Below are 21,233 nucleotides of genomic sequence, written 5' to 3' on the forward strand. Positions count from 1 at the left end.
AATAGCAAAACTCGAAGGAGGAAATAAGCAAATGAAACATCAACATTGGATTCGTTCAGCCGCTTTAGCGGGGGTGATTGTTCTACTGACCACGGGATGTTCGATTCTGGGCACCGGAAAGAAGAGTGACATCGATGCACCTCCGACAAAGGGTGCAGAGGTAGACGTGAAGACGACTTCAGCTGCGGTTACAGTCGACATGACCGAAGATATTACGTCACAAATGACCGTGTATGTGAAAGACGCCAAGGGCTTTGTCACTCCATTAAGTCTCGCCTTACCTAAGACGGTCTCCGTCGCTAAAACAACATTGGAGTACATGGTGGACGGAGGTCCGGAAACAAGTCAGCTGCCATCAGGGTTCCAAGCGCTTCTACCGAAAGGGACGAAAGTCATAAGCTTAAATGTGAAATCGGACAAAAGCGCCACGGTTGATTTCACCAAGGAGTTCCTCAACTACGATGTGAAGGATGAGCGCAAGCTCCTTGAGGCCATTACGTGGAACTTAACGAACTTCCCTACAATTGATAAAGTTCAGCTGCGTGTAGATGGCAAGGACTTGAAAGAGATGCCTAAAGGAAAAACACCACTCGATGTACCATTAGCGCGTACCATGGGGATCAATCTGGAGAAAGCAGAGGATACTGAATTTGGTCAATCTACACCAGTTACTCTCTATTTCTTAAATAAAAATGATCAAAACTACAAATATTACGTCCCTGTGACTCGCCTTGTTAAGAGAACAGATGATGTTGCGAAGGCTGTTGTGGAGCAGTTAATTAAAGGACCGGATCAGAAGAAGGGACTTGCTGCCGTCTTAAATGCAACTACGGAAGTGAAAAGCATTAAGCCAAGCGAGGGTCTTATCACGGTGGACTTCTCCAATAAGCTGCTGGGCGCTGATCAGAAAGCTTCTGCGGATGCGTTGCAATCTGTCATCTTGTCATTAACGGAGAATACGACCTTTAAACAGGTGCAAATTAAAGTGGACGGCGCAGTGAAAATTACGTCCACGGACAATCAAAACTATAGTAAGCCTGTCCTTCGACCAGCACATATTAATCCAGCAAAGCTGTAAAAAATATCTTAATCATGAACTACTAGGTTACCCCGCTATTCAAAAACAGGGGGGATAACCTAGTAGTTTTTTGATTATTCCCGTAATCCCATCCAGCAGGATGCTTTTCCTTAACTAGTTTGATACAATGGGGCGTAAGGATCATAGCATTAGATGGAGCTACAGGAGGAGAAAGACACTTATGAGAATTGGTGGAAGAACCGATCAAGAACTACGACCTATGCAAATCACCCCTCATTATATAAAACACGCAGAAGGCTCGGTCCTCATTGAAGTTGGGGATACGAAAGTCATTTGTACAGCTACGATTGAAGAGCGTGTTCCCCCTTTTATGAAAGGGCAAGGAAAAGGCTGGGTAACGGCAGAGTATTCGATGCTGCCGCGAGCTACGCAGGTAAGAAATCAACGTGAAGCGGCAAAAGGTAAGCTCGGTGGACGGACGATGGAAATCCAACGTCTCATTGGACGGGCGCTTCGTTCCGTTGTCAACTTGGAAGCGCTAGGTGAAAGATCCATAACGCTCGACTGTGATGTGATTCAAGCTGATGGCGGCACGCGCACAGCGTCCATTACGGGAGCTTTCGTAGCTATGGCTTTTGCGATGAATAAGCTTGTCACTGATAAAAACCTAGCCAAGTTCCCAATCAACGACTTCCTTGCTGCTGTTAGCGTAGGCGTCATTGGGAATACGCCGAAGCTGGATCTGAATTATGAAGAAGATTCCAAAGCGAAGGTTGATATGAACGTTGTTATGACGGGTCAAGGCCAATTCGTGGAAGTGCAAGGAACAGGTGAGGATGCACCTTTTTCCCGTAAAGAACTCGATGAGTTACTTGCACTCGCAGAAGCGGGCATTAACACGATGATTGAAGTGCAATCGGGTGTGCTAGGACCGATCGCCGATCGTATTCGAGGTGCTCAGCATGCGGCTTCAAAGTAATTTTGTCGTCATAGCAACACGTAACGAGGGCAAGGTGAAAGAGTTTGCGAAGCTTTTCGGAGCCAAAGGTTATAAAGTTCGCAGCTTAGCGGATTATACGGATTTACCGGAAATTATCGAGAGTGGCGCTACCTTTGCTGAAAATGCAAGGATCAAAGCCCAGATTATCTCCGCACATCTACATGTACCTGTTCTAGCGGATGATTCTGGCTTATGCGTGACAGCATTAGGCGGTGAACCGGGTGTGTACTCAGCGCGCTACGCGGGAGAAAATGCAACGGATGCTGACAATAATGCGAGGCTTCTTCAGGCTTTAAAGGAGTTGAAGGAGCGAAGCGAGTTGGCTGCTGGGGAAGGTCATCCTCCTTTGTTGAGTGAGGCTTCCTACGTTTGTGCACTCACCTTGATTGATCCTGTTGCGAATGAAATCATCGAAGCAGAGGATGTTTGCCAAGGCTACATCATTCATGAGGAACGTGGCGAGAGTGGCTTTGGCTACGATCCCTTGTTCTATATTCCATCACTAGGCCGAACGATGGCTGAGCTGACCATGGAAGAGAAGAATGAATTGAGCCACCGCGCCAAAGCCCTGCGTATGTTTATAGATCAACTTCCTGATCAAAGCAGCTAAGACACACAGAAAGACCTGCAACCACGTGAATGCGTGGAGGCAGGTCTTTTCATTTTTTCATCATTTTCCATCTACCGAATTGATATCTTATAAGTTCTTAACCAAGTATCTACTTGAGCCAAGTAAGCGAATAGCTGAGGCCCCGTCATTAACTGACCAAACCAAGGGAGGTCGAAATCGTTCGACTCCGAGCTGGCGAGTGCGCGAATCTTTTTGACATCGATGAAAGGTAAAATAGGAGATGACGGATCATCGAGAATTTCCAGTACCCATTTTCGTACAGCGGTTAAATAATTCGGGTTGTGCGTTTTCGGATAAGGACTTTTCTTCCGTGTCAATACATCTTCTGGCAATACACCTCTTAAGGCTTGACGCAAAATACCTTTTTCCCGATCGCCGGATGTTTTGATTTCCCATGGAATGTTCCACACATATTCAACGAGACGGTGATCACAGAACGGGACGCGTACCTCGAGGCCGACGGCCATGCTCATACGATCTTTACGATCAAGCAATGTGGGCATGAAACGCGTGATGTTCAAATAAGACATTTCCCGCATGCGATTCTGCTGCTTCGTTTCTCCAGCTAAGCGAGGTACTTCGCTCAAGGCTTGCTGGTATCGATTACTAACATACTCGACGGGTTTAATCCAATCGACGAAGTCAGGCGCTAGTAAGTCAACCCGATTCGCCAATTTGAGTGACCAGGGGAACGTATTCGCTTCAAGTGCTTCTGTATTGTGGAACCATGGATACCCACCGAATATTTCGTCGGCTGCTTCGCCAGAGATTGCAACCGTTGCTCCCTTTTTAATTTCTCGGCAAAATAAATAAAGGGACCCATCGACATCGGCCATCCCTGGGGTATCGCGCGCTATCACAGCTGTCTTCAAAGATTCCACAAGCTCTGGGGTGTCAAACTCAATATAATGATGCTCCGTGCCAAGGTGATCGGTCATCCGTTTGATCCAAGGGGCATCGGAGTTCGGTTGGAACAGGTTTGCTTTAAAATGCTTATCATTATCCTTGTAGTCGACCGAAAAGGTATGAAGCGGTCCTTGCCCGCTTTCCTTGTAATGAGCTGCAGCGAGCGCGGTGAGTGCGCTAGAATCCAATCCTCCTGACAGCAGCGTGCAAATGGGAACGTCCGAAACAAGTTGACGCTCGGAGGTATCGCGAAGCAATTGCCCAACATGCGCGGCTGTAGCAGCAATATCGTCTGGATGCTGGTGACTTTCGAGCTTCCAGTACGTTCGAATGGATAATCCATTGCGATCAAAAATGGCAAATTGACCTGGCTTCAGCTCAGACATATTCCGATAAATCCCATGTCCTGGCGTGCGAGCCGGTCCTACTGCGAATATTTCAGCAAAGCCTTCAGCACCAACCTCTGCTTTGAAGTCAGGGTGAGCTAGAATCGCTTTTGGTTCAGATCCGAATAACAATACACTATCCTGGTGGGAATAAAAAAGAGGCTTAACGCCGAGTCTGTCGCGCACTAGAGTTAAGGACTGCTCTTGGTCATTCCAGGCCGCAAAGGCAAAGATGCCGTTCAGGCGGTCGATACATGCTTTTCCCCACTCCATAAAAGCGACCAGCAGCACTTCGGTATCGCATGTTGTGCGAAATTGATGACCGCGGAGCTCGAGCTCCTTTTTCAACTCTGGGGCATTATAGAGTTCGCCATTATATACGATGGTATACGTATAGTCGCCTTGTTTACGGACCATAGGCTGAGCGCCATTCTCAGGATCCATAACACTTAGACGTCGATGTCCGAGGGCACAATGCTGTGAAATCCAGGTACCTGAAGCATCAGGTCCACGCAGTTGGAGCGTTTCCGTCATATTTTCTAGAATGGACGGGTACCCGGTCAAGTCTTTCCGCCAATCTATCCAACCCGTTATTCCGCACATAGACGTTCCTTCCTTTCTTTTTAAGAGAGCATGATGATAAAGGGTATGCAAATGGAAGGTATTAAATGTCTGTCCAGAAAGCGAGAGGAGCAAGCAGGACGTGAGTTTTTGTAGAGATTGGGAGATTAAATTTCGGGTTGCCGTGACATTCTAAAGGGGTAATGCCATTCTTTATTCAGGAGGCGAGTGCTCATGGATAGTCATTTCATTAGCAAGCTGCATGAGAAGCAGAGGAAAGCCGAGAAGAATAAAAGGACACAAGGTGACGGTCATACAGGCAAAAACTTGCCTCACAAGATGCACTAAGTCTCATGGCATGAGCAAGAGCCTGCAGGGAGTGATCCCTGCAGGCTCTTTGTTTTTGGTTATACAGGCTCGGAAACCGAGCTTAAAGTCTGCGCTCGCGAGAGATAGGCTCGAAAACCGAGCCTAAGTCTGCGCTCGCCGAGAAATAGGCTCGGAAACCGAACCTAAGCTCTTCAATCTTGGCGTCCCCAAGAGTATCCAGCATATTCAGTGCTCAAACCCTCCATACTAATGTAGCGTTCATTCTATGACTAGAAGGAGTTGCTTACTATGGGTAAAAAGAAAAGTATGATGCAGAAACAGCAAAGTGCGATTGACCACTCCAAGCAATCATCTCGTATTCAATCGAATCTGGATTCAACGGAACCAGGTCACCATCAGCCGAACAGGCCATCTGTGTAAACAAACGAGAGTTACAGCACCCTTGCTCGCTAATGCGGCAGGGGTGTTTTTGTTCATTTTTAAGATGGGATTAATTCATTTCTGCTGGCTCTGAATAGCTTGGCAGCCTCAACCATCACTCGAAGCGCAGCAATGGTTTCATCTTTTCCGCGTGTTTTTAAGCCGCAATCCGGATTTATCCAGAACAACTCTGGCTCTAGCACCTGAAGAGCACGTTCTATCATTTCAACCATTTCTGTTACAGAGGGTACGCGCGGACTGTGAATGTCATAAACCCCAAGCCCGATTCCTTGATCATACGTATGCTCCTCGAAGCTGTGAATCAGCTCACCATGGCTTCGCGAGGTTTCGATTGAGATGACGTCAGCGTCTAGCGCTCGAATGGCGTCAATAATGTCATGGAACTCACAGTAGCACATATGTGTATGAATTTGCGTCTCATCACCGACTGTTGCTGTGGACAATCGAAATGCCAGAACAGCCCAGTCAAGATAAGCTTGCCAATCTCTTTTCTTCAATGGTAAACCTTCTCGTAGAGCAGGCTCATCCACTTGAATCATTTCAATGCCTGCTTGCTCCAGGGCTTCTAATTCGTGACGCAGGGCCAATGCGATTTGATACGCAACCTGTTCGCGGGAAATATCGCTGCGTACGAATGACCAGTTCAGAATCGTAATGGGGCCTGTTAGCATGCCTTTGACCGGCTTCGTAGTGAGTGATTGGGCAAACTTCGTTTCTGTGACCGTCATCTCTTGCACGAATTCCACATCGCCGAAAATAACAGGAGGTTTCACACAGCGTGAACCGTAGGATTGAACCCAGCCGTTTGAGGTAAAGGCAAAGCCATCCAGCTTTTCACCGAAAAACTCAACCATATCCGTACGCTCAAATTCCCCGTGTACAAGCACATCAAGTCCAAGCTCCTCTTGGAGTTTAATCCACTCTGTAATCTGCTCTTGAATGAATAATTCATACTGCTCAGGCTTCCATTCGCCGCTGCGCCAATTTTTACGAGCGTTACGGACCTCAGCCGTTTGCGGAAAGGATCCAATCGTCGTAGTCGGCAGGAAGGGCAGCTGCCATTTCGCTGCTTGAAGACCTCTGCGTGTCGTGAAGCTGCTGTTTCTAAGAGATGGCTGTAGACCGATATCCGTGATCGCTTGTTGGACTGAGGCCTTATTCCGATAGATAGAGGCATTGAGCTTAGCTATGGCCGTTTGATTTATGTCTAATTGCAATTGAATGAAATCTTGGCCGTGTTGAATGGCTTTAGTCAAGATGGCAAGCTCAGTCAGCTTTTCTTCTGCGAATGCTAGTGCATCCCGTAATACAGGCTCAAGTTTACTTTCATTACGGGTGGAAACAGGAACATGCAGTAAGCTGGATGAGGGCTGCAGCATCATGCGCTCATAGGGAACGATTGCTTCAAGCTGGGCAAGGAAAGAAAGCTGCTTACTCAAATCCGTCTGCCAAATATTACGTCCATCCACAAGGCCGACGCCAAGTACTTTATCCGCGGGGAAACCGTGTGTTTGAAGGCTGCTCCAGTTCAATTCAAAGCCGTGAATGAAATCTAAACCGATTCCATGGACGGGAAGAGATACAAGATCCTGGTAATGATCGATAGCGTCAAAATACGTCTGAACCATAATTTTAAGTGCTGGAGCAGCTGCCGCAAGCGTGGCGTAGATATGCTTTACGCGTCCGATATCTTCTGGACTTAGGGACTGCACGAGAATAGGCTCATCTAGCTGTACCCATTCCACACCTTCCTCCGCCAACTCTGCCAAAATACGTGAATAGAGCGGTAGAAACAACGCGATTAGACTATCGATTTCTTCTGGTTTGTACCCCTTTGCTAGTTTGAGAAAGGTAAATAAGCCAAGAACAACAGGCTTGCCGTTAATGCCTAGCTTTTGCTTAGCTTCTCGGTAGGCTTCAAGCGGTTTGTTGATCGTGAGCACTGGCTGTGCATCCTGTAACTCAGGAACGATATAATGATAATTGGTGTTGAACCATTTGGTCATTTCACAAGCTGTCGCCCCTTGGCTGCCGCGAGCCATTGCGTAATACGTGGCAAGTGAAACTTCGCCGCCTTCATAAGGGAAACGCTTTGGAACTAGTCCGAACATGGTGGACGTGTCCAGCACGTGGTCGTACAAGCTGAAATCACCAACAGGGATAAGGTCTATGCCTTTTTGCTGCTGCAGTCTTAGGTTTTGAAGACGGATGTTTTCGATTTGCTTTGTAAACTCACGCTCATCCAGCTTGCCGGCCCAGTAGGCCTCCAGCGATTTCTTCCACTCGCGGTTCTCGCCAATTCTTGGATATCCTAAATTGCTATTTATCAGTGCGCACATGGGGGTCATCCTCCTCAAATTTTGCTTCATACGAATCTCGGAAAATCAAAAAAGGGCATCTCTAACCTTAATAAAAAAGGTTAAAGATACCCTGTGTATGTGTATACAGTGTTTATGATCTCTAACACCTCCCTATCTCCCGTAGGTAAAACAGTGCTGTCAGAATTAGGCAGGTCTCCTGGCTCCAGAATCCTCGTCAAACGCTAGCCTTCCCGATCTTTCGATCAGTGGCACCTTAAGCGTCGACTCCTCTGTTACAGTGGCGGGACCGCGTCGGTATTGCACCGAACTTCCCTTTTAAGCTCTCGTTTATTAGGCTAAACAAGAGCACCTATTCCCACAATATGCAATTGTTGAATACTATACATGAAATCTTTGAGTATGCAAAGAGTTTTGTTTTAATAAAAAATATAAGATGTTTCACAGGAAAAGACGGCTCTGTTTGACTAAAAAACGCACAAGTCTGTCTCAAGCGGACGGCGCTGCAGGTGAAGTTAGTCGAATAAATCGACTAACTCGAGAGAACCAGAGGCCCTACAGAGTGAGTTAGTCGAAAAAATCGACTAATTCAAGAGAACCAGAGGCCCTACAGAGTGAATTAGTCGAATAAATCGACTAACGCAAGAGAACCAGAGGCTCTACAGAGTGAATTAGTCGAATAAATCGACTAACTCAAGAGAACCAGAGGCCCTACAGAGTGAATTAGTCGAATAAATCGACTAACGCAAGAGAACCAGATGCCCTACAGAGTGAATTAGTCGAATAAATCGACTAACGCAAGAGAACCAGAGGCTCTACAGAGTGAATTAGTCGAATAAATCGACTAACTCAAGTAAAAGTAACAGGTTTACGCAGGTTCCGTTTCATTACAGAATTCTTCGTTGAAAAACAGGCGTTGCTTACGAAGATACAAAAAAAGACCGCGATTTCTCGCGGTCTTTCCTCTTACATCAACGTCCCAGGAGGGATTCGAACCCCCGACCGCACGCTTAGAAGGCGTGTGCTCTATCCAGCTGAGCTACTGAGACATACCTCACTTCTTACCGCATGGACGTGATCCGTTTGGCGAAGCAAGAGTTATAATATCATATCGTTTTGTAGGAAGTCAACACTTCTTTTAATATTTATTTTTGCAATCATTTGGGTGATAGAGTAAACTGTCACAAGCGAGACCACGAACAGAGGTGATCCCTATGTCAGACCCTACGCCCAATAATGTCATTCTTTTTCCTAAAACAGAGAAGTTCTATGAAGACGAGCTAACGAAGCTGTTGCGCTCCGAGCAATATAAAGAAGCACTCGAGATGCTCACATTCCTCTTGCAGTTTCCCAATGTCGATACGAGTAAATCCGAACAATGGGAAGCGTTGCGCCACTGGCTGCTAACCATGTTTCCGGAAACGATGTTTCCAGCAACAGAGACAGAGGAAGAGGATTCTGAGGAAGAATCCGCCTTATTGCGGCAGTACATTCATGATAAGGCAGCTTCGGATGATGGTGCTTTTGTGATGAAACTCCAAACGATGCTCCAAGAAGGATCGTTAGAGGGACAAGTTAGTGCCTTGGAACAGCTTGCTTATATCGAGCAGCCCGAGGTGAGCCAATTCGTGAAGTCCTGGCTTTGCGAAAAGCCCAGACATCCTCATCTGCAATTCAAAGCCCTTCAGACGCTTAAACAAATGGGGGAACATGGTTTCATTGAGTTTCCCAAGAATGGTAAAACCGTTCTCGTAGAAATCGAGGAGACCCCCCTGACGGCGGAGGATTTTCCATTACGAATTCGTGATATGATTCGCAGAGTCGGGGACATTAGTGAAATAAGCCAGCCTGACTTTGTATTCTTTGCAACTCAGACTTGGCAGGAGTTTCTTGCCTATGCGTATGGCACATCGATTTACACAGAATTGCTTAGGACAGAAGAAAGTGCGGTAGACGTGTGGGCCTCCGCGCTGCATGCGATTTTGCAGGATAAATTGTTTGGTACGGTTGATCGAGATGAGTTACTAGAAACCTACGGAATCGTGGATGCGATGACGTTGCAATGGAAGCGGGCGCATAATGTGCTTAGTGCATTTGTGAAGCAATTTAGCCCCGATCCTAGCTAAGAACAATGCTGGCTTGAAATGAAAATGTTATATGGTATAATAGAATGGTTATAATGAGCTTAACGTGAAAAATATATGTCATGGTACATTTTTGGAGGGGAAGGCATAAAATGAAAGCAAGTTGGGAAAAAATAGAGAAGAACGTTGGCGTTCTTGAAGTTGAAGTTGGGGCAGAACGTGTAGCAGATGCTTTGGATAAAGCATTTAAAAAGGTATCAGCGAAAGTGAATGTTCCAGGTTTCCGTAAAGGGAAAGTGCCTCGTTCAATCTTTGAAGCTAAATTCGGTGTTGAAAGCTTGTATCAAGATGCACTAGATATCATTTTGCCAGAAGTTTACGTAGAAGCGATTGAAGAGGTTAAAATCGAGCCTGTTGATCGTCCTGAAGTAGATGTTGAGCAATTCGGTAAAGGTCAAGTCTTGAAATTCAAAGCTAAAGTAACAGTTAAGCCTGAAGTAACGCTTGGCGATTACAAAGGTATCGAAGTAGCAGCAGTTAACGCTACTGTTTCTGAAGAAGAATTGAATGAAGAGCTTGCACGTTTGCAACAACGTCATGCTGAATTGGTTGTTCTTGAAGAAGGACAAGCTGCTAACGGCGATGTCGTTATCATTGATTTCGAAGGATTCGTTGATGAAGTAGCATTCGAAGGCGGTAAAGCGGAGAAGTATTCCCTTGAGCTTGGATCCAACTCCTTCATCCCAGGCTTTGAAGAGCAACTCGTTGGTCTTGGTAAAGGCGAAGAGAAAGACGTTAACGTTAGCTTCCCTGAAAACTACCATTCCGAAGATTTGAAAGGCAAAGCAGCTGTGTTTAAAGTGAAACTTCACGATATCAAACGCAAAAACCTGCCTGAGCTTGATGATGAGTTCGCGAAAGACGTAAGTGAGTTCGATACACTTGTTGAGTACAAAGAAGAGCTTCAAAAACGTATGCAAGAGCGCAAAGAGAAAGATTCCGAAGCTGCTCTTGAAACTGCGGTTGTTGAGAAAGCTGCTGCTAATGCAGAAGTTGAAATTCCAGGTTCGATGGTTGAAGCTGAGCTTGACATCATGGTGAAAGAATTCGAAAGACGTCTTCGCTCACAAGGCATGACGCTTGAGATCTACTACCAGTTCTCCGGTCAAAACGAGAGCGCGTTGAAAGAACAAATGAAAGAAGATGCTGAGAAGCGTGTTCGTAACAACCTTGTTCTTGAAGCTATCGCAGCTGCAGAAAAAATCACAGTATCCGATGAAGAAGTTGACGCGGAACTTGAGAAATATGCACCGTCTTACCAAAAATCAACAGCTGAGCTTCGTGAGCTGTTCGCTTCAAACGGATCTCTTGAAGGTCTTAGCAATGATCTAGTTATCAGAAAAACGGTTGATTTCTTGCTTCAAAATAGCAAGCATGTTTCCGCAGCCGTGTAAATAAGGTAAGTAAAGGCACGTACGCAAGCAACGTGCCTTTCTTTTACCCTAATTTAAGGCGAAACTCCTTAGTACATACGTATTACCGCTTACATAGCTGATTTCAGAAAAATGACATTGCTGCCCAATCGTGTTAAACTGTAAATGAATCTCAAATGAGAGAACATGGCGATTGCCGCAAAAGGAGTTGGTACAATGAGTCTTATTCCTATGGTTGTAGAACAAGAGGCTCGTGGGGAGCGTTCCTACGATATCTACTCGCGTTTACTTAAGGACCGCATAATCTTCATCGGGACCGCTATTGATGACGATGTGGCTAATTTGGTCATTGCCCAGCTGCTCTTTTTATCCGCCCAGGACCCTGATAAAGATATTCACTTATATATCAACTCACCTGGTGGGTCTGTTACGGCTGGAATGGGTATCTTCGATACCATGCAGTTTATTAAACCGGATGTATCTACGATTTGTGTAGGTATGGCCGCAAGTATGGGTTCTTTGCTTTTGACAGCAGGAGCCAAAGGTAAGCGATACGCGCTGCCGAATGCAGAAGTAATGATTCACCAACCGCTCGGCGGTGTTAGAGGTCAAGCAACCGATATCAAAATCCATGCGGATTGGATTATCAAGACCAAACATAAACTCAACCAGATTTACGTGGACCGAACGGGACAGCCGCTTGAAAAGATCGAAAGAGACACCGACCGAGATAACTTTATGAGCGCTGATGAAGCGAAGGCATACGGGTTAATCGACGAGGTTATCACTCGAAACGACTTGAAATAAAGGAGTGATCCCATGTTTAAATTTAACGATGAAAAAGGCCAACTCAAATGTTCCTTTTGTGGAAAATCCCAGGACCAAGTTCGTAAACTTGTTGCCGGACCGGGAGTTTACATTTGTGATGAATGTATAGAGCTTTGTACGGAGATTGTGGAAGAAGAACTAGGGCATGAAGAAGAACTGGATCTGAAGGATGTTCCGAAACCAAAGGAAATTCGTAATATTTTGGATCAATATGTTATTGGTCAAGAACAAGCGAAGAAATCCTTGGCTGTTGCGGTGTATAACCACTACAAGCGGATCAATTCCCAGAACAAGCTTGAAGATGTTGAACTACAGAAAAGTAATATCGTCCTTCTAGGGCCAACAGGTAGTGGTAAAACACTTCTTGCGCAAACTCTTGCGAAAATTTTGAATGTGCCATTTGCGATAGCTGATGCAACTTCGTTGACAGAAGCTGGTTACGTGGGTGAAGATGTCGAAAACATCCTGCTCAAACTAATCCAAGCTGCTGATTATGATGTTGAAAAAGCAGAGCGCGGCATCATCTATATTGATGAGATTGATAAAGTTGCACGTAAATCCGAGAATCCATCCATTACACGTGATGTTTCCGGTGAAGGTGTACAACAAGCTCTTCTCAAAATTCTTGAAGGCACAGTAGCTTCCGTACCTCCACAAGGTGGACGTAAGCATCCACATCAAGAATTCATTCAAATCGACACAACGAATATTCTCTTTATTTGTGGTGGAGCTTTTGATGGTTTAGAGCAAATTATCAAACGCAGAATCGGTAAAAAAGTGATTGGCTTTAGCACAGATGGAATGAAAGTTGACTTGAAACCAGGTGAATACCTATCCATGGTCCTTCCTGAGGATCTATTGAGATTCGGATTGATTCCGGAGTTCGTAGGTCGTTTGCCGGTTATTTCAACACTAGAGCCGCTTGATGAAGCAGCGCTTGTGCGTATTCTTTCCGAGCCTAAGAATGCTCTTGTGAAGCAATACCAGAAGATGCTCGAGATGGATAACGTTTCGCTTGAATTTGATGCAGAAGCACTTGATGCGATTGCCAAAGAAGCGATTAAACGGAATACTGGTGCTCGTGGTCTGAGAGCCATCATTGAAAGCATTATGCTTGATGTGATGTTTGAAGTTCCTTCAAGAACGGATGTATCTTCTTGTATCGTTTCCAAAGAAACGGTACAAAACAAGATCACGCCCGTTCTGACAACCAAAGAAGGCGCACAGCCAACTGGTAAGAAAAAAGAAGAAAGTGCTTAACGCACAATTTCATAAATGAACACACAGCCTCCAATCCAATTTCCATTTCTGGGAATTGGAGCGGAGGATGTTTGGTGTCATGGGGAGAGAAACCAAAATGTTCCATAGAAGAGATACCAGAGCCGTTCGGGTAGGTGATTTAACGATCGGTGGCAGTAACGAAGTGATCATGCAAAGCATGTGCACAACGAAAACGGCTGACGTTAAAGCAACAGTAGCGGAAATTCTTCGTTTAGAAGAAGCGGGCTGTCAGCTTGTGCGTGTGACTGTAAACAATAAAGAAGCTGCTGAAGCCATCAAGGAAATCAAGAAGCAAATTCATATTCCGCTTGTCTCTGACATCCACTTCGATCATCGTTTGGCGCTTGCCGCGATTGAGAACGGGATTGACAAAGTGCGTATTAATCCAGGCAATATCGGTCGCCGTGAGAAGGTCGAGGCGGTTGTTAAGGCATGTAAAGAACGCGGGATCCCGATTCGTATTGGTGTTAACGCAGGCTCCCTTGAGAATCATCTTCTTGAAAAGTATGGGTACCCGACGCCTGAAGCTATGGTAGAAAGCGCGTTATTCCATATCAACATTTTGGAAGAGCTAGATTTCCATGATATCATCGTATCTCTGAAAGCTTCTGATGTCCCTATGGCTATAGCTGCGTATTCACAGGCTGCGAAGGCGTTTAACTATCCGCTTCATCTTGGGATTACAGAAGCTGGTACGCTCTTCACTGGGGCTGTGAAAAGTGCTGCTGGGATAGGAACGCTACTGAATATGGGCATTGGTAACACGCTTCGTATTTCGTTGAGTGCTGACCCTGTAGAAGAGATCAAAGTCGCAAGAGAGCTGCTGAAGACGTTTGGTTTGATTACGAACGCCGCGACGCTGGTTTCCTGCCCGACTTGTGGTCGTTTAGATATTGATTTGTTCTCAATCGCTAATGAAGTTGAGGATTACATTGCGAAAATCAAAGTGCCGATCAAGGTATCCGTTTTGGGTTGTGCCGTGAATGGACCTGGTGAAGCGAGGGAAGCGGATATTGGCATCGCGGGAGCTCGCGGTGAAGGTATGCTTTTCCGTTACGGAGAGATGATTCGTAAAGTACCTGAGGCTGAACTGCTTTCGGAGTTGAAGAAGGAAATTGATATTATAGTGACTTCCTATGAACAGACCGGGGTCATCCCTGGGCGTAAGCAGCACTAAGTAAATATTATAAATATAAACCGTTAAAGAACTCAGCTTATTGAGGTCTTTAACGGTTTTTTGTATACCGAAGCCTATGCGCATATTTGATGAGGAAGAGAAGCATAATGAGTAAAACTGGAAAGCATGCTCAATTTCAGCAGGACTTTCTAAGCAGCAGGAGGAGAAAAGAATGAAGTTGTTTCCAACGTTTGCATTATGTAGACAGGTGGCTCTTACCCTTATAACCGGATCCATTTTGATCGCTAATCCAGGATATACAGGAGCAGAGCCAGGTTTAAACCCGCAGCAGCCTACGGGTGCCGTGACGAAGAAAGTAGCGATTGTCATCGATGACTTTGGTAATAACATGGAAGGTACAGCCGAAATGCTGAAGCTGCCTATTCCCTTCACAGTGGCTGTAATGCCTTTCCTGCCCTCAACGAAGCAGGATGCACAGTTAGCACATGACAGAGGACTTGAGGTCATTCTACACCTGCCGATGGAACCTGTGAGAGGAAAGAAGAGCTGGTTGGGTCCTGGCGCAATTACAACAGACTTGTCCAGTGATGAAATTCATAAACGGATTGTCGCTGCGATCGACGATGTACCATACGCTATAGGCATTAATAATCATATGGGCTCCAAGGCGACAGCGGATGAAAGAGTAATGAAGATCCTCATTGAGATTTGCAAAGAACGAAATCTGATATTGCTGGACAGTCGAACAACACCGAAGAGCTTAATTGGCAAAATTGCAGATTCACGTGGCGTACCGCATGCGGACAATCAGCTATTTTTCGATGATTTGTATACCTACAGCCATATTAATAAACAAATGGTCAAGCTAAAGAAATTAATTCATGACAAGGATGAAGTGATCGCCATTGGGCATGTGGGTCCTCCAGGGAAGAAGACAGCACATGTGATTAAAGAGGCAATTCCTAGTATTCAAAAGGAAGCTGCCTTTGTTCCTATTTCACAAATGGTTAAATAGATTATTTCGGATGCGTCATAGCGAAATACTGATCGACCGCATGGGTGATCGCTTTGGCAAGCTTTGCTTGATGGTGGCTGTCATTTAGCAGCTTGCGATCCGACTTATTTGACAAGAATCCAAGTTCAACGATGACGGAAGGGCATTTTGTATACTTGAGTACATGATACTTTTTGCCAAGTACAGGGAGCTCTTCCGTGCCATACACCCGATTCAAAGCATCTTGCAGCAAGCTTGCTAACAGAATGCTGTCAGATTGATTTTGATAAATAACAAGTGGGCCGCGTATACCCGATTTTTTGGACCAATTAATATGCAGGCTGAGCATCATACTTGGCTTAATTGTATTGGCGAGACCGGAACGCTGTGCCAGATCTTTTCGGTGTCTTCCCCCGTAAGACCAAGTATTATCATCACTTAATGCATAATCCTCGGTTCGGTTTATGATAACGCGATAACCCCTTTTTACAAGTGATTTATACGTTTTTTTGGCGATGGCTAGATTCATATCTTTTTCTTCATACTTGCCAACCATGGTCCCGCTATCGATTCCTCCGTGCCCAACATCTAGAATAACATCGGCATTAGGAAGTAAGGGGTCAGCAGCAGTAGCAGCAATGGTTTGGGAGTTTGGTGCACATAGAAATAGCGCAAGTACGACAATCAACATGTATTGCTTCAAATCTCGCCACATCCTTTTTGCAACAATATCTCCCCCTTATCCTTCTTCCGCAAGGAGGCTATCATACGTGATGCAAAAGTTTGCATGGATTGGATTAACCTTCTTTTACACGGGAATAATGGAAATTAACAAAGACAGCATGTATAAAAATAAGCGTACATAATCGAAGATGACGTGTTTAAGGAGGTTCAACACATGAGTTTAAGTATCATTCTAATGGTCATTCAAGTGTTTTTTGCAGTTGTAATCGGGTTGTATTTCTGGAATTTACTGCGAAATCAACAGACGAACAAGTCTGCAGTGGATAGAGAGTCTAGGAAAGAGTTAGAAAAACTACGTAAATTAAGATCCATTTCATTAACGAAACCATTGTCAGAAAAAACAAGACCTTCTTCTATGCAGGATATCGTTGGTCAAATTGAAGGGTTGAAGGCATTAAAGGCGGCACTTTGTGGTCCGAATCCGCAACATGTGCTTATTTACGGGCCTCCAGGCGTTGGGAAAACAGCTGCAGCACGCGTCGTATTAGAAGAAGCTAAGAAAAATCAAGAATCTCCCTTTCGACCTGACTCCAAATTTACAGAGATCGATGCGACGACAGCTCGTTTCGACGAACGAGGTATCGCCGATCCGTTGATTGGCTCCGTACATGACCCTATTTATCAAGGAGCAGGCGCGATGGGCGTTGCGGGCATTCCACAGCCTAAACCAGGAGCGGTAACAAAAGCGCATGGCGGAATCTTGTTCATCGATGAAATCGGTGAATTGCATGCGACGCAAATGAACAAATTATTAAAGGTGCTTGAAGACCGTAAGGTATTCTTGGAGAGTGCGTATTACAGCTCCGAGGATGCGAATATTCCAGGGTATATTCATGATATATTTCAGAATGGCTTACCGGCCGATTTCCGCTTAGTTGGAGCAACGACTCGTACACCAAGCGAAATTCCTCCGGCAATTCGTTCGCGTTGTTTAGAAATTTTCTTCCGACCGCTTCTGCCTGATGAGGTAGGAGAAATAGCACGGAAAGCTCTTGATAAAATTGGCTTCAAAAAATGTGAAGATGCGGTACATGTTGTGACGAAATATGCAACAAATGGTCGTGAGGCTGTGAATGTGATTCAATTAGCAGCGGGTATCGCCTTAACCGATAAGCGGGATGCGATTACCGCAGCAGACATCGAATGGGTTGTGAATTCTTCGCAAATCCCTCCTAGGCCAGAACGGAAAGTTCCTGCGCAACCACAAATAGGTTTCGTAAATGGTTTAGCTGTCTATGGACCTAATTTGGGTACACTATTGGAGATTGAAGTAACAGCCATTCCAATCGCTGTTGCAGGTACAGGGAAATTTAATATTACAGGTGTTGTTGATGAGGAAGAAATGGGTGGAGGCTCCCGAACCATTCGTCGTAAAAGCATGGCCCGCGGCTCTGTGGAAAATGTATTGACTGTTCTTCGTAAGCTTGGTTTTAATACGTCGGATTATGATCTGCATATCAATTTTCCGGGCGGTGTGCCGATCGACGGACCTTCCGCAGGTATTTCAATGGCTACGGCGATTGCCTCTGCCATACATAAAATACCTGTCGACAACAAACTGGCAATGACAGGTGAAATGAGTATCCACGGGAAAGTTAAGCCTGTTGGCGGGGTTGTGGCTAAGGTGGAGGCGGCGTTCCAAGCCGGAGCTACCCGTGTCATTATTCCTAAAGAAAATTGGCAAGCTCTGTTTGTTGATTTACCAGGTGTTGAAGTTGTCGCAGCTGAAACGATTGAGGAAGTGCTAGCAGCTGCGCTAGGCATAGAGCTTCTTGATAATGTGATACCATTACCTTTCTCTATGGAGAGAACCATCCCAACTACAACTTTACCCATTCTACATGCTAATTCACAGCATACAATTGACTCTTAAAGGGAGGCTTTGCGTTACCTTACATGACGCGTAAGCTCTCAATTGGTGTTTTGTTTAGAGTTTTGTTAAAATGTAAAGGGCAACGCAGGGAGAAAATCCCACATAGACAAGGTGAGACTTTGAACTTAGGGTTCAAGGATCCCTATTATTGGAGGTGCAGAGGATGGGACCTGGAAAAATTAAGGTGCGCAGATTGCCGTTATTGCCTCTTAGGGGACTGCTGGTCTATCCGAGCATGGTTCTACACCTAGATGTAGGGCGAGAAAAATCGGTGAAAGCACTCGAGCGGGCAATGGTGGATGATAGCATGATTCTCCTCTGCTCTCAATCAGAGATCAACATAGAAGAACCAACGAAAGAAGACATTTATCGCATCGGAACCATTGCCAAAGTGCGGCAAATGCTTAAGCTACCGAATGGTACGATTCGTGTTCTTGTAGAAGGCGTACTACGTGCTGAAATTGTTGAGTATTTGACGAATGACGAGTATTACGAGGTGACGGTAAAGGAATTGCCGGAGCAAGAAATTTCGGATCCTGAGATCGATGCTTTGATGAGAAGCGTGCTTAGTCAATTTGAGCATTATATCAATTTATCCAAAAAAGTAACGCCAGAAACTCTTGCCGCGGTATCGGATATCGATGAGCCTGGTCGCCTGGCAGATGTTATTTGTAGTCATTTATCGCTTAAAATCAAAGATAAACAAGATATTCTCGAGACCGTTGATGTACGGGAACGGCTCGAGAAAATGCTTAATATTTTGAACAATGAGCGAGAAGTACTTGAACTCGAACGCAAGATCAGTCAGCGCGTGAAAAAGCAAATGGAGAAGACACAGAAGGAATATTATCTCCGTGAGCAGATGAAGGCGATTCAGAAGGAGCTTGGGGATAAAGAAGGTCGTGCTGGTGAGGTTGATGAGTTACGTAATCAGCTTGCCGAAGCGGAACTTCCGGAAAAAGTACGCGAGAAGGTCGAGAAAGAGATTGATCGATTGGAGAAAATGCCTGCAACTTCCGCAGAGGGAGGCATTATCCGTAATTACATCGATTGGTTATTGGGGCTTCCTTGGCACAAGCAAACGGATGACGATTTGGATCTGGATAAAGCGGAAGAAATTCTAAATGAGGATCATTTTGGTCTTGAGAAGCCGAAGGAACGGGTGTTGGAGTATTTGGCCGTTCAGAAGCTGGTTAAAAAGCTTAAAGGTCCAATCTTATGTCTAGTAGGTCCTCCGGGTGTAGGTAAAACCTCGATTGCTCGTTCAATCGCTAGGTCGATGGGAAGACAATTTATTCGAATTTCGCTTGGCGGCGTCAGAGATGAAGCTGAGATTCGCGGTCATCGCCGTACTTACGTAGGCGCTATGCCGGGTAGAATCATTCAAGGAATGAAGAATGCAGGTGCGAATAATCCTGTTTTCTTATTAGACGAGATTGACAAGATGGCTATGGATTTCCGCGGAGATCCTGCCTCGGCCCTGCTTGAAGTTCTGGATCCTGAACAAAATAGCACTTTTAGTGATCATTTCATTGAAGTTCCTTTTGATTTATCCAACGTGATGTTTGTGACCACGGCGAATGCTGTGCATAATATTCCTCGTCCTCTGTTAGATCGGATGGAGGTTCTATATATTCCAGGTTATACGGAGATTGAAAAGCTCCAAATTGCCAAGAAATATTTACTTCCTAAGCAGAAACGTGACCATGGTCTTGAAGAAGAGCAGCTTGTCGTTGACGAGGGCGCTCTGATGAAGATCGTGCGCGAATATACGCGAGAAGCAGGCGTGCGTAATCTAGAGCAGCAAGTTGCAGGCATGAATCGGAAAGCGGCCAAAAAGATCGTATCTAACCCTGAGACACCTGTTCATGTAACTGAGGAAAACTTGAGTGACTATTTAGGTCCGGTCAAGTTTAAATATAATGTTGCTGAAGAGCAGGATCAGATTGGAGCAGTCACAGGTCTTGCTTGGACGGAAGTGGGCGGAGATACACTGGTCATCGAGGTTTCCGTATTGCCTGGTACAGGTAAGTTAACCTTAACTGGTAAGTTAGGCGACGTCATGAAGGAATCCGCACAAGCGGCTTTCAGCTATACACGTTCGCGAGCTGAAGTCCTTGGCATAGCTCCAGATTTCCATGAGAAAAATGATGTTCATATCCACATTCCCGAGGGAGCTATTCCGAAGGATGGTCCATCAGCTGGTATCACGATGGCTACCGCGTTAATCTCTGCATTGACGAACATCCCAGTCTCGCGCTTAGTTGCAATGACTGGCGAGGTAACGCTACGCGGCCGCGTGCTTCCCATCGGTGGCTTGAAGGAAAAGGCACTAGCTGCGCATCGTGCGGGTATTCGTACGATCCTTCTTCCACAGGACAATGAGAAAGACATTATCGAAATTCCAGAAAGTGTCCGTGCAGAGATGACATTCATCCCTGTCAGTCACATGGATCAAGTGCTGGAACATGCACTTATCAAAAATAAGCCGACGGCTAACGTCGGATCGACTTAGAAAGTAGTTGAACATTCATGAAAGTCAATCAAGCTGAGTTTATCATCAGTGCGGTTGGACCTAGCCAATATCCAGAAGATGCCTTGCCAGAGATTGCTCTGGCAGGGCGTTCTAATGTCGGGAAATCGTCACTCATCAACTGTTTGATTTCTCGTAAAAACTTAGCTAGAACCAGTTCGCAACCAGGCAAAACGCAAACTCTTAATTATTATAAAGTAAATCAGGACTTATACTTCGTTGATCTTCCCGGGTACGGCTACGCAAAGGTATCCAAAACCAAGCGTGAGCAATGGGGCAAATTTATTGAAAGCTATCTATTAAATCGTGAGCCTTTGCGACTTGTGATGCAGCTCGTGGACCTCAGACATCCGCCGTCCAAAGATGATCAAGCGATGTACGAATGGCTTCGCCACATGGATGTGCCTGTTCTTGTTGTAGCAACCAAAGCGGACAAGATCCCCAAAAGCAGATGGCCAAAGCACATGAAAATTGTGCGTGAAACATTAGGGATGGATAAAGGAGTTCAACCACTAATGTTCTCTTCCGAGCTAGCGCTTGGCAAAGATGAACTGTGGGGAATTCTTGAGCAAGCGATTGCGTATGGCGAGTCGGAGCCTCAAGAGTCTCAAACCGAAGAAGAGCTTCCAACCGCCGTAACCGATCCGCAACCGTCCTAATTTAGGGCGGTTTTTTGTGTATTTTTGGGGAAAGCGTTAAAAGATAGAGGAAAT

At 45.4% G+C, this 21,233-nt stretch carries 17 protein-coding genes, 1 tRNA gene and 1 riboswitch; of the genes, 14 read left to right on the top strand and 4 right to left on the bottom strand.

Annotation, left to right across the window (positions count from 1 at the left end):
• Nucleotides 1-31: 31 nt before the first annotated feature.
• From AC58QC_RS05055 to rdgB, 3 genes are all read left to right on the top strand, one after another.
• A complete protein-coding gene (locus AC58QC_RS05055) occupies nt 32-1,078 on the top strand; it encodes a GerMN domain-containing protein (protein WP_497414120.1) in 1,047 nt (348 codons plus the stop codon).
• Between the two features lie 181 nt (nt 1,079-1,259).
• Nucleotides 1,260-2,018: a ribonuclease PH gene (rph, locus tag AC58QC_RS05060; RefSeq protein ID WP_497414121.1), complete on the top strand. Its 759-nt coding sequence runs from the start codon at nt 1,260-1,262 to the stop codon at nt 2,016-2,018.
• Entirely contained in the window at nt 2,002-2,649 is a 648-nt protein-coding gene (gene rdgB / locus AC58QC_RS05065; protein ID WP_497414122.1) for an RdgB/HAM1 family non-canonical purine NTP pyrophosphatase, read from the top strand. Before rph ends, rdgB begins: the two co-directional genes overlap by 17 nt.
• A gap of 71 nt (nt 2,650-2,720) precedes the next feature.
• On the opposite strand, the gene asnB is transcribed toward rdgB, so the two are convergent.
• Nucleotides 2,721-4,565, bottom strand: a complete 1,845-nt coding sequence (gene asnB, locus AC58QC_RS05070) for an asparagine synthase (glutamine-hydrolyzing) (protein WP_497414123.1) — start codon at nt 4,563-4,565, stop codon at nt 2,721-2,723.
• A gap of 192 nt (nt 4,566-4,757) precedes the next feature.
• Here asnB and AC58QC_RS05075 point away from each other — a divergent pair, with 192 nt between their 5' ends.
• Together AC58QC_RS05075 and AC58QC_RS05080 are read left to right on the top strand one after the other, a co-directional pair.
• Nucleotides 4,758-4,871, top strand: a complete 114-nt coding sequence (locus AC58QC_RS05075; RefSeq protein ID WP_082595252.1) for a DUF4023 family protein — start codon at nt 4,758-4,760, stop codon at nt 4,869-4,871.
• A gap of 270 nt (nt 4,872-5,141) precedes the next feature.
• Nucleotides 5,142-5,273 (top strand): hypothetical protein, encoded by a 132-nt coding sequence (locus AC58QC_RS05080; protein WP_497414124.1) that lies wholly within the window; start codon nt 5,142-5,144, stop codon nt 5,271-5,273.
• 59 nt (nt 5,274-5,332) lie between these two features.
• Here the strand turns inward: AC58QC_RS05080 and metE are convergent, their stop codons facing one another.
• Both metE and AC58QC_RS05090 read right to left on the bottom strand, forming a co-directional pair.
• Complete coding sequence (gene metE, locus AC58QC_RS05085) at nt 5,333-7,633, bottom strand: 5-methyltetrahydropteroyltriglutamate--homocysteine S-methyltransferase (RefSeq protein ID WP_497414125.1); 2,301 nt, start codon at nt 7,631-7,633, stop codon at nt 5,333-5,335.
• A gap of 150 nt (nt 7,634-7,783) precedes the next feature.
• Nucleotides 7,784-7,983: riboswitch (cobalamin riboswitch) on the bottom strand.
• A 604-nt stretch (nt 7,984-8,587) separates the two neighbouring features.
• Nucleotides 8,588-8,661 (bottom strand) — tRNA-Arg (locus AC58QC_RS05090).
• Between the two features lie 165 nt (nt 8,662-8,826).
• Here AC58QC_RS05090 and AC58QC_RS05095 point away from each other — a divergent pair.
• The 6 genes from AC58QC_RS05095 (at nt 8,827) to AC58QC_RS05120 (ending at nt 15,391) form a co-directional block, all read left to right on the top strand.
• Nucleotides 8,827-9,738: a hypothetical protein gene (locus AC58QC_RS05095; protein WP_497414126.1), complete on the top strand. Its 912-nt coding sequence runs from the start codon at nt 8,827-8,829 to the stop codon at nt 9,736-9,738.
• A gap of 110 nt (nt 9,739-9,848) precedes the next feature.
• A complete protein-coding gene (gene tig, locus AC58QC_RS05100) occupies nt 9,849-11,150 on the top strand; it encodes a trigger factor (protein ID WP_497414127.1) in 1,302 nt (433 codons plus the stop codon).
• A gap of 195 nt (nt 11,151-11,345) precedes the next feature.
• A complete protein-coding gene (clpP, locus tag AC58QC_RS05105) occupies nt 11,346-11,936 on the top strand; it encodes an ATP-dependent Clp endopeptidase proteolytic subunit ClpP (RefSeq protein ID WP_497414128.1) in 591 nt (196 codons plus the stop codon).
• 12 nt (nt 11,937-11,948) lie between these two features.
• Complete coding sequence (clpX, locus tag AC58QC_RS05110) at nt 11,949-13,217, top strand: ATP-dependent protease ATP-binding subunit ClpX (protein WP_497414129.1); 1,269 nt, start codon at nt 11,949-11,951, stop codon at nt 13,215-13,217.
• 97 nt (nt 13,218-13,314) lie between these two features.
• Nucleotides 13,315-14,415 (top strand): flavodoxin-dependent (E)-4-hydroxy-3-methylbut-2-enyl-diphosphate synthase, encoded by a 1,101-nt coding sequence (ispG, locus tag AC58QC_RS05115; RefSeq protein ID WP_497414130.1) that lies wholly within the window; start codon nt 13,315-13,317, stop codon nt 14,413-14,415.
• Nucleotides 14,416-14,587: 172 nt separating this feature from the next.
• Nucleotides 14,588-15,391: a divergent polysaccharide deacetylase family protein gene (locus AC58QC_RS05120; RefSeq protein ID WP_497414131.1), complete on the top strand. Its 804-nt coding sequence runs from the start codon at nt 14,588-14,590 to the stop codon at nt 15,389-15,391.
• 1 nt (nt 15,392) lies between these two features.
• Here AC58QC_RS05120 and AC58QC_RS05125 read toward each other — a convergent pair whose 3' ends face one another.
• Nucleotides 15,393-16,073 carry an N-acetylmuramoyl-L-alanine amidase family protein gene (locus AC58QC_RS05125; protein WP_497414132.1) on the bottom strand — a complete coding sequence of 227 codons (681 nt, stop codon included), beginning with the start codon at nt 16,071-16,073 and terminating at the stop codon, nt 15,393-15,395.
• 195 nt (nt 16,074-16,268) lie between these two features.
• On the opposite strand from AC58QC_RS05125, the gene lonB reads away from it, so the two are divergent.
• The 3 genes from lonB (at nt 16,269) to yihA (ending at nt 21,179) form a co-directional block, all read left to right on the top strand.
• A complete protein-coding gene (gene lonB / locus AC58QC_RS05130) occupies nt 16,269-17,987 on the top strand; it encodes an ATP-dependent protease LonB (RefSeq protein WP_497414133.1) in 1,719 nt (572 codons plus the stop codon).
• 163 nt (nt 17,988-18,150) lie between these two features.
• Nucleotides 18,151-20,502 carry an endopeptidase La gene (gene lon, locus AC58QC_RS05135; RefSeq protein WP_497414134.1) on the top strand — a complete coding sequence of 784 codons (2,352 nt, stop codon included), beginning with the start codon at nt 18,151-18,153 and terminating at the stop codon, nt 20,500-20,502.
• Nucleotides 20,503-20,519: 17 nt separating this feature from the next.
• Nucleotides 20,520-21,179, top strand: coding sequence for a ribosome biogenesis GTP-binding protein YihA/YsxC (gene yihA / locus AC58QC_RS05140; protein WP_497414135.1), 660 nt, complete (start codon nt 20,520-20,522; stop codon nt 21,177-21,179).
• Nucleotides 21,180-21,233 lie beyond the last annotated feature (54 nt).

Source organism: Paenibacillus sp. J22P51 (assembly GCF_059692215.1).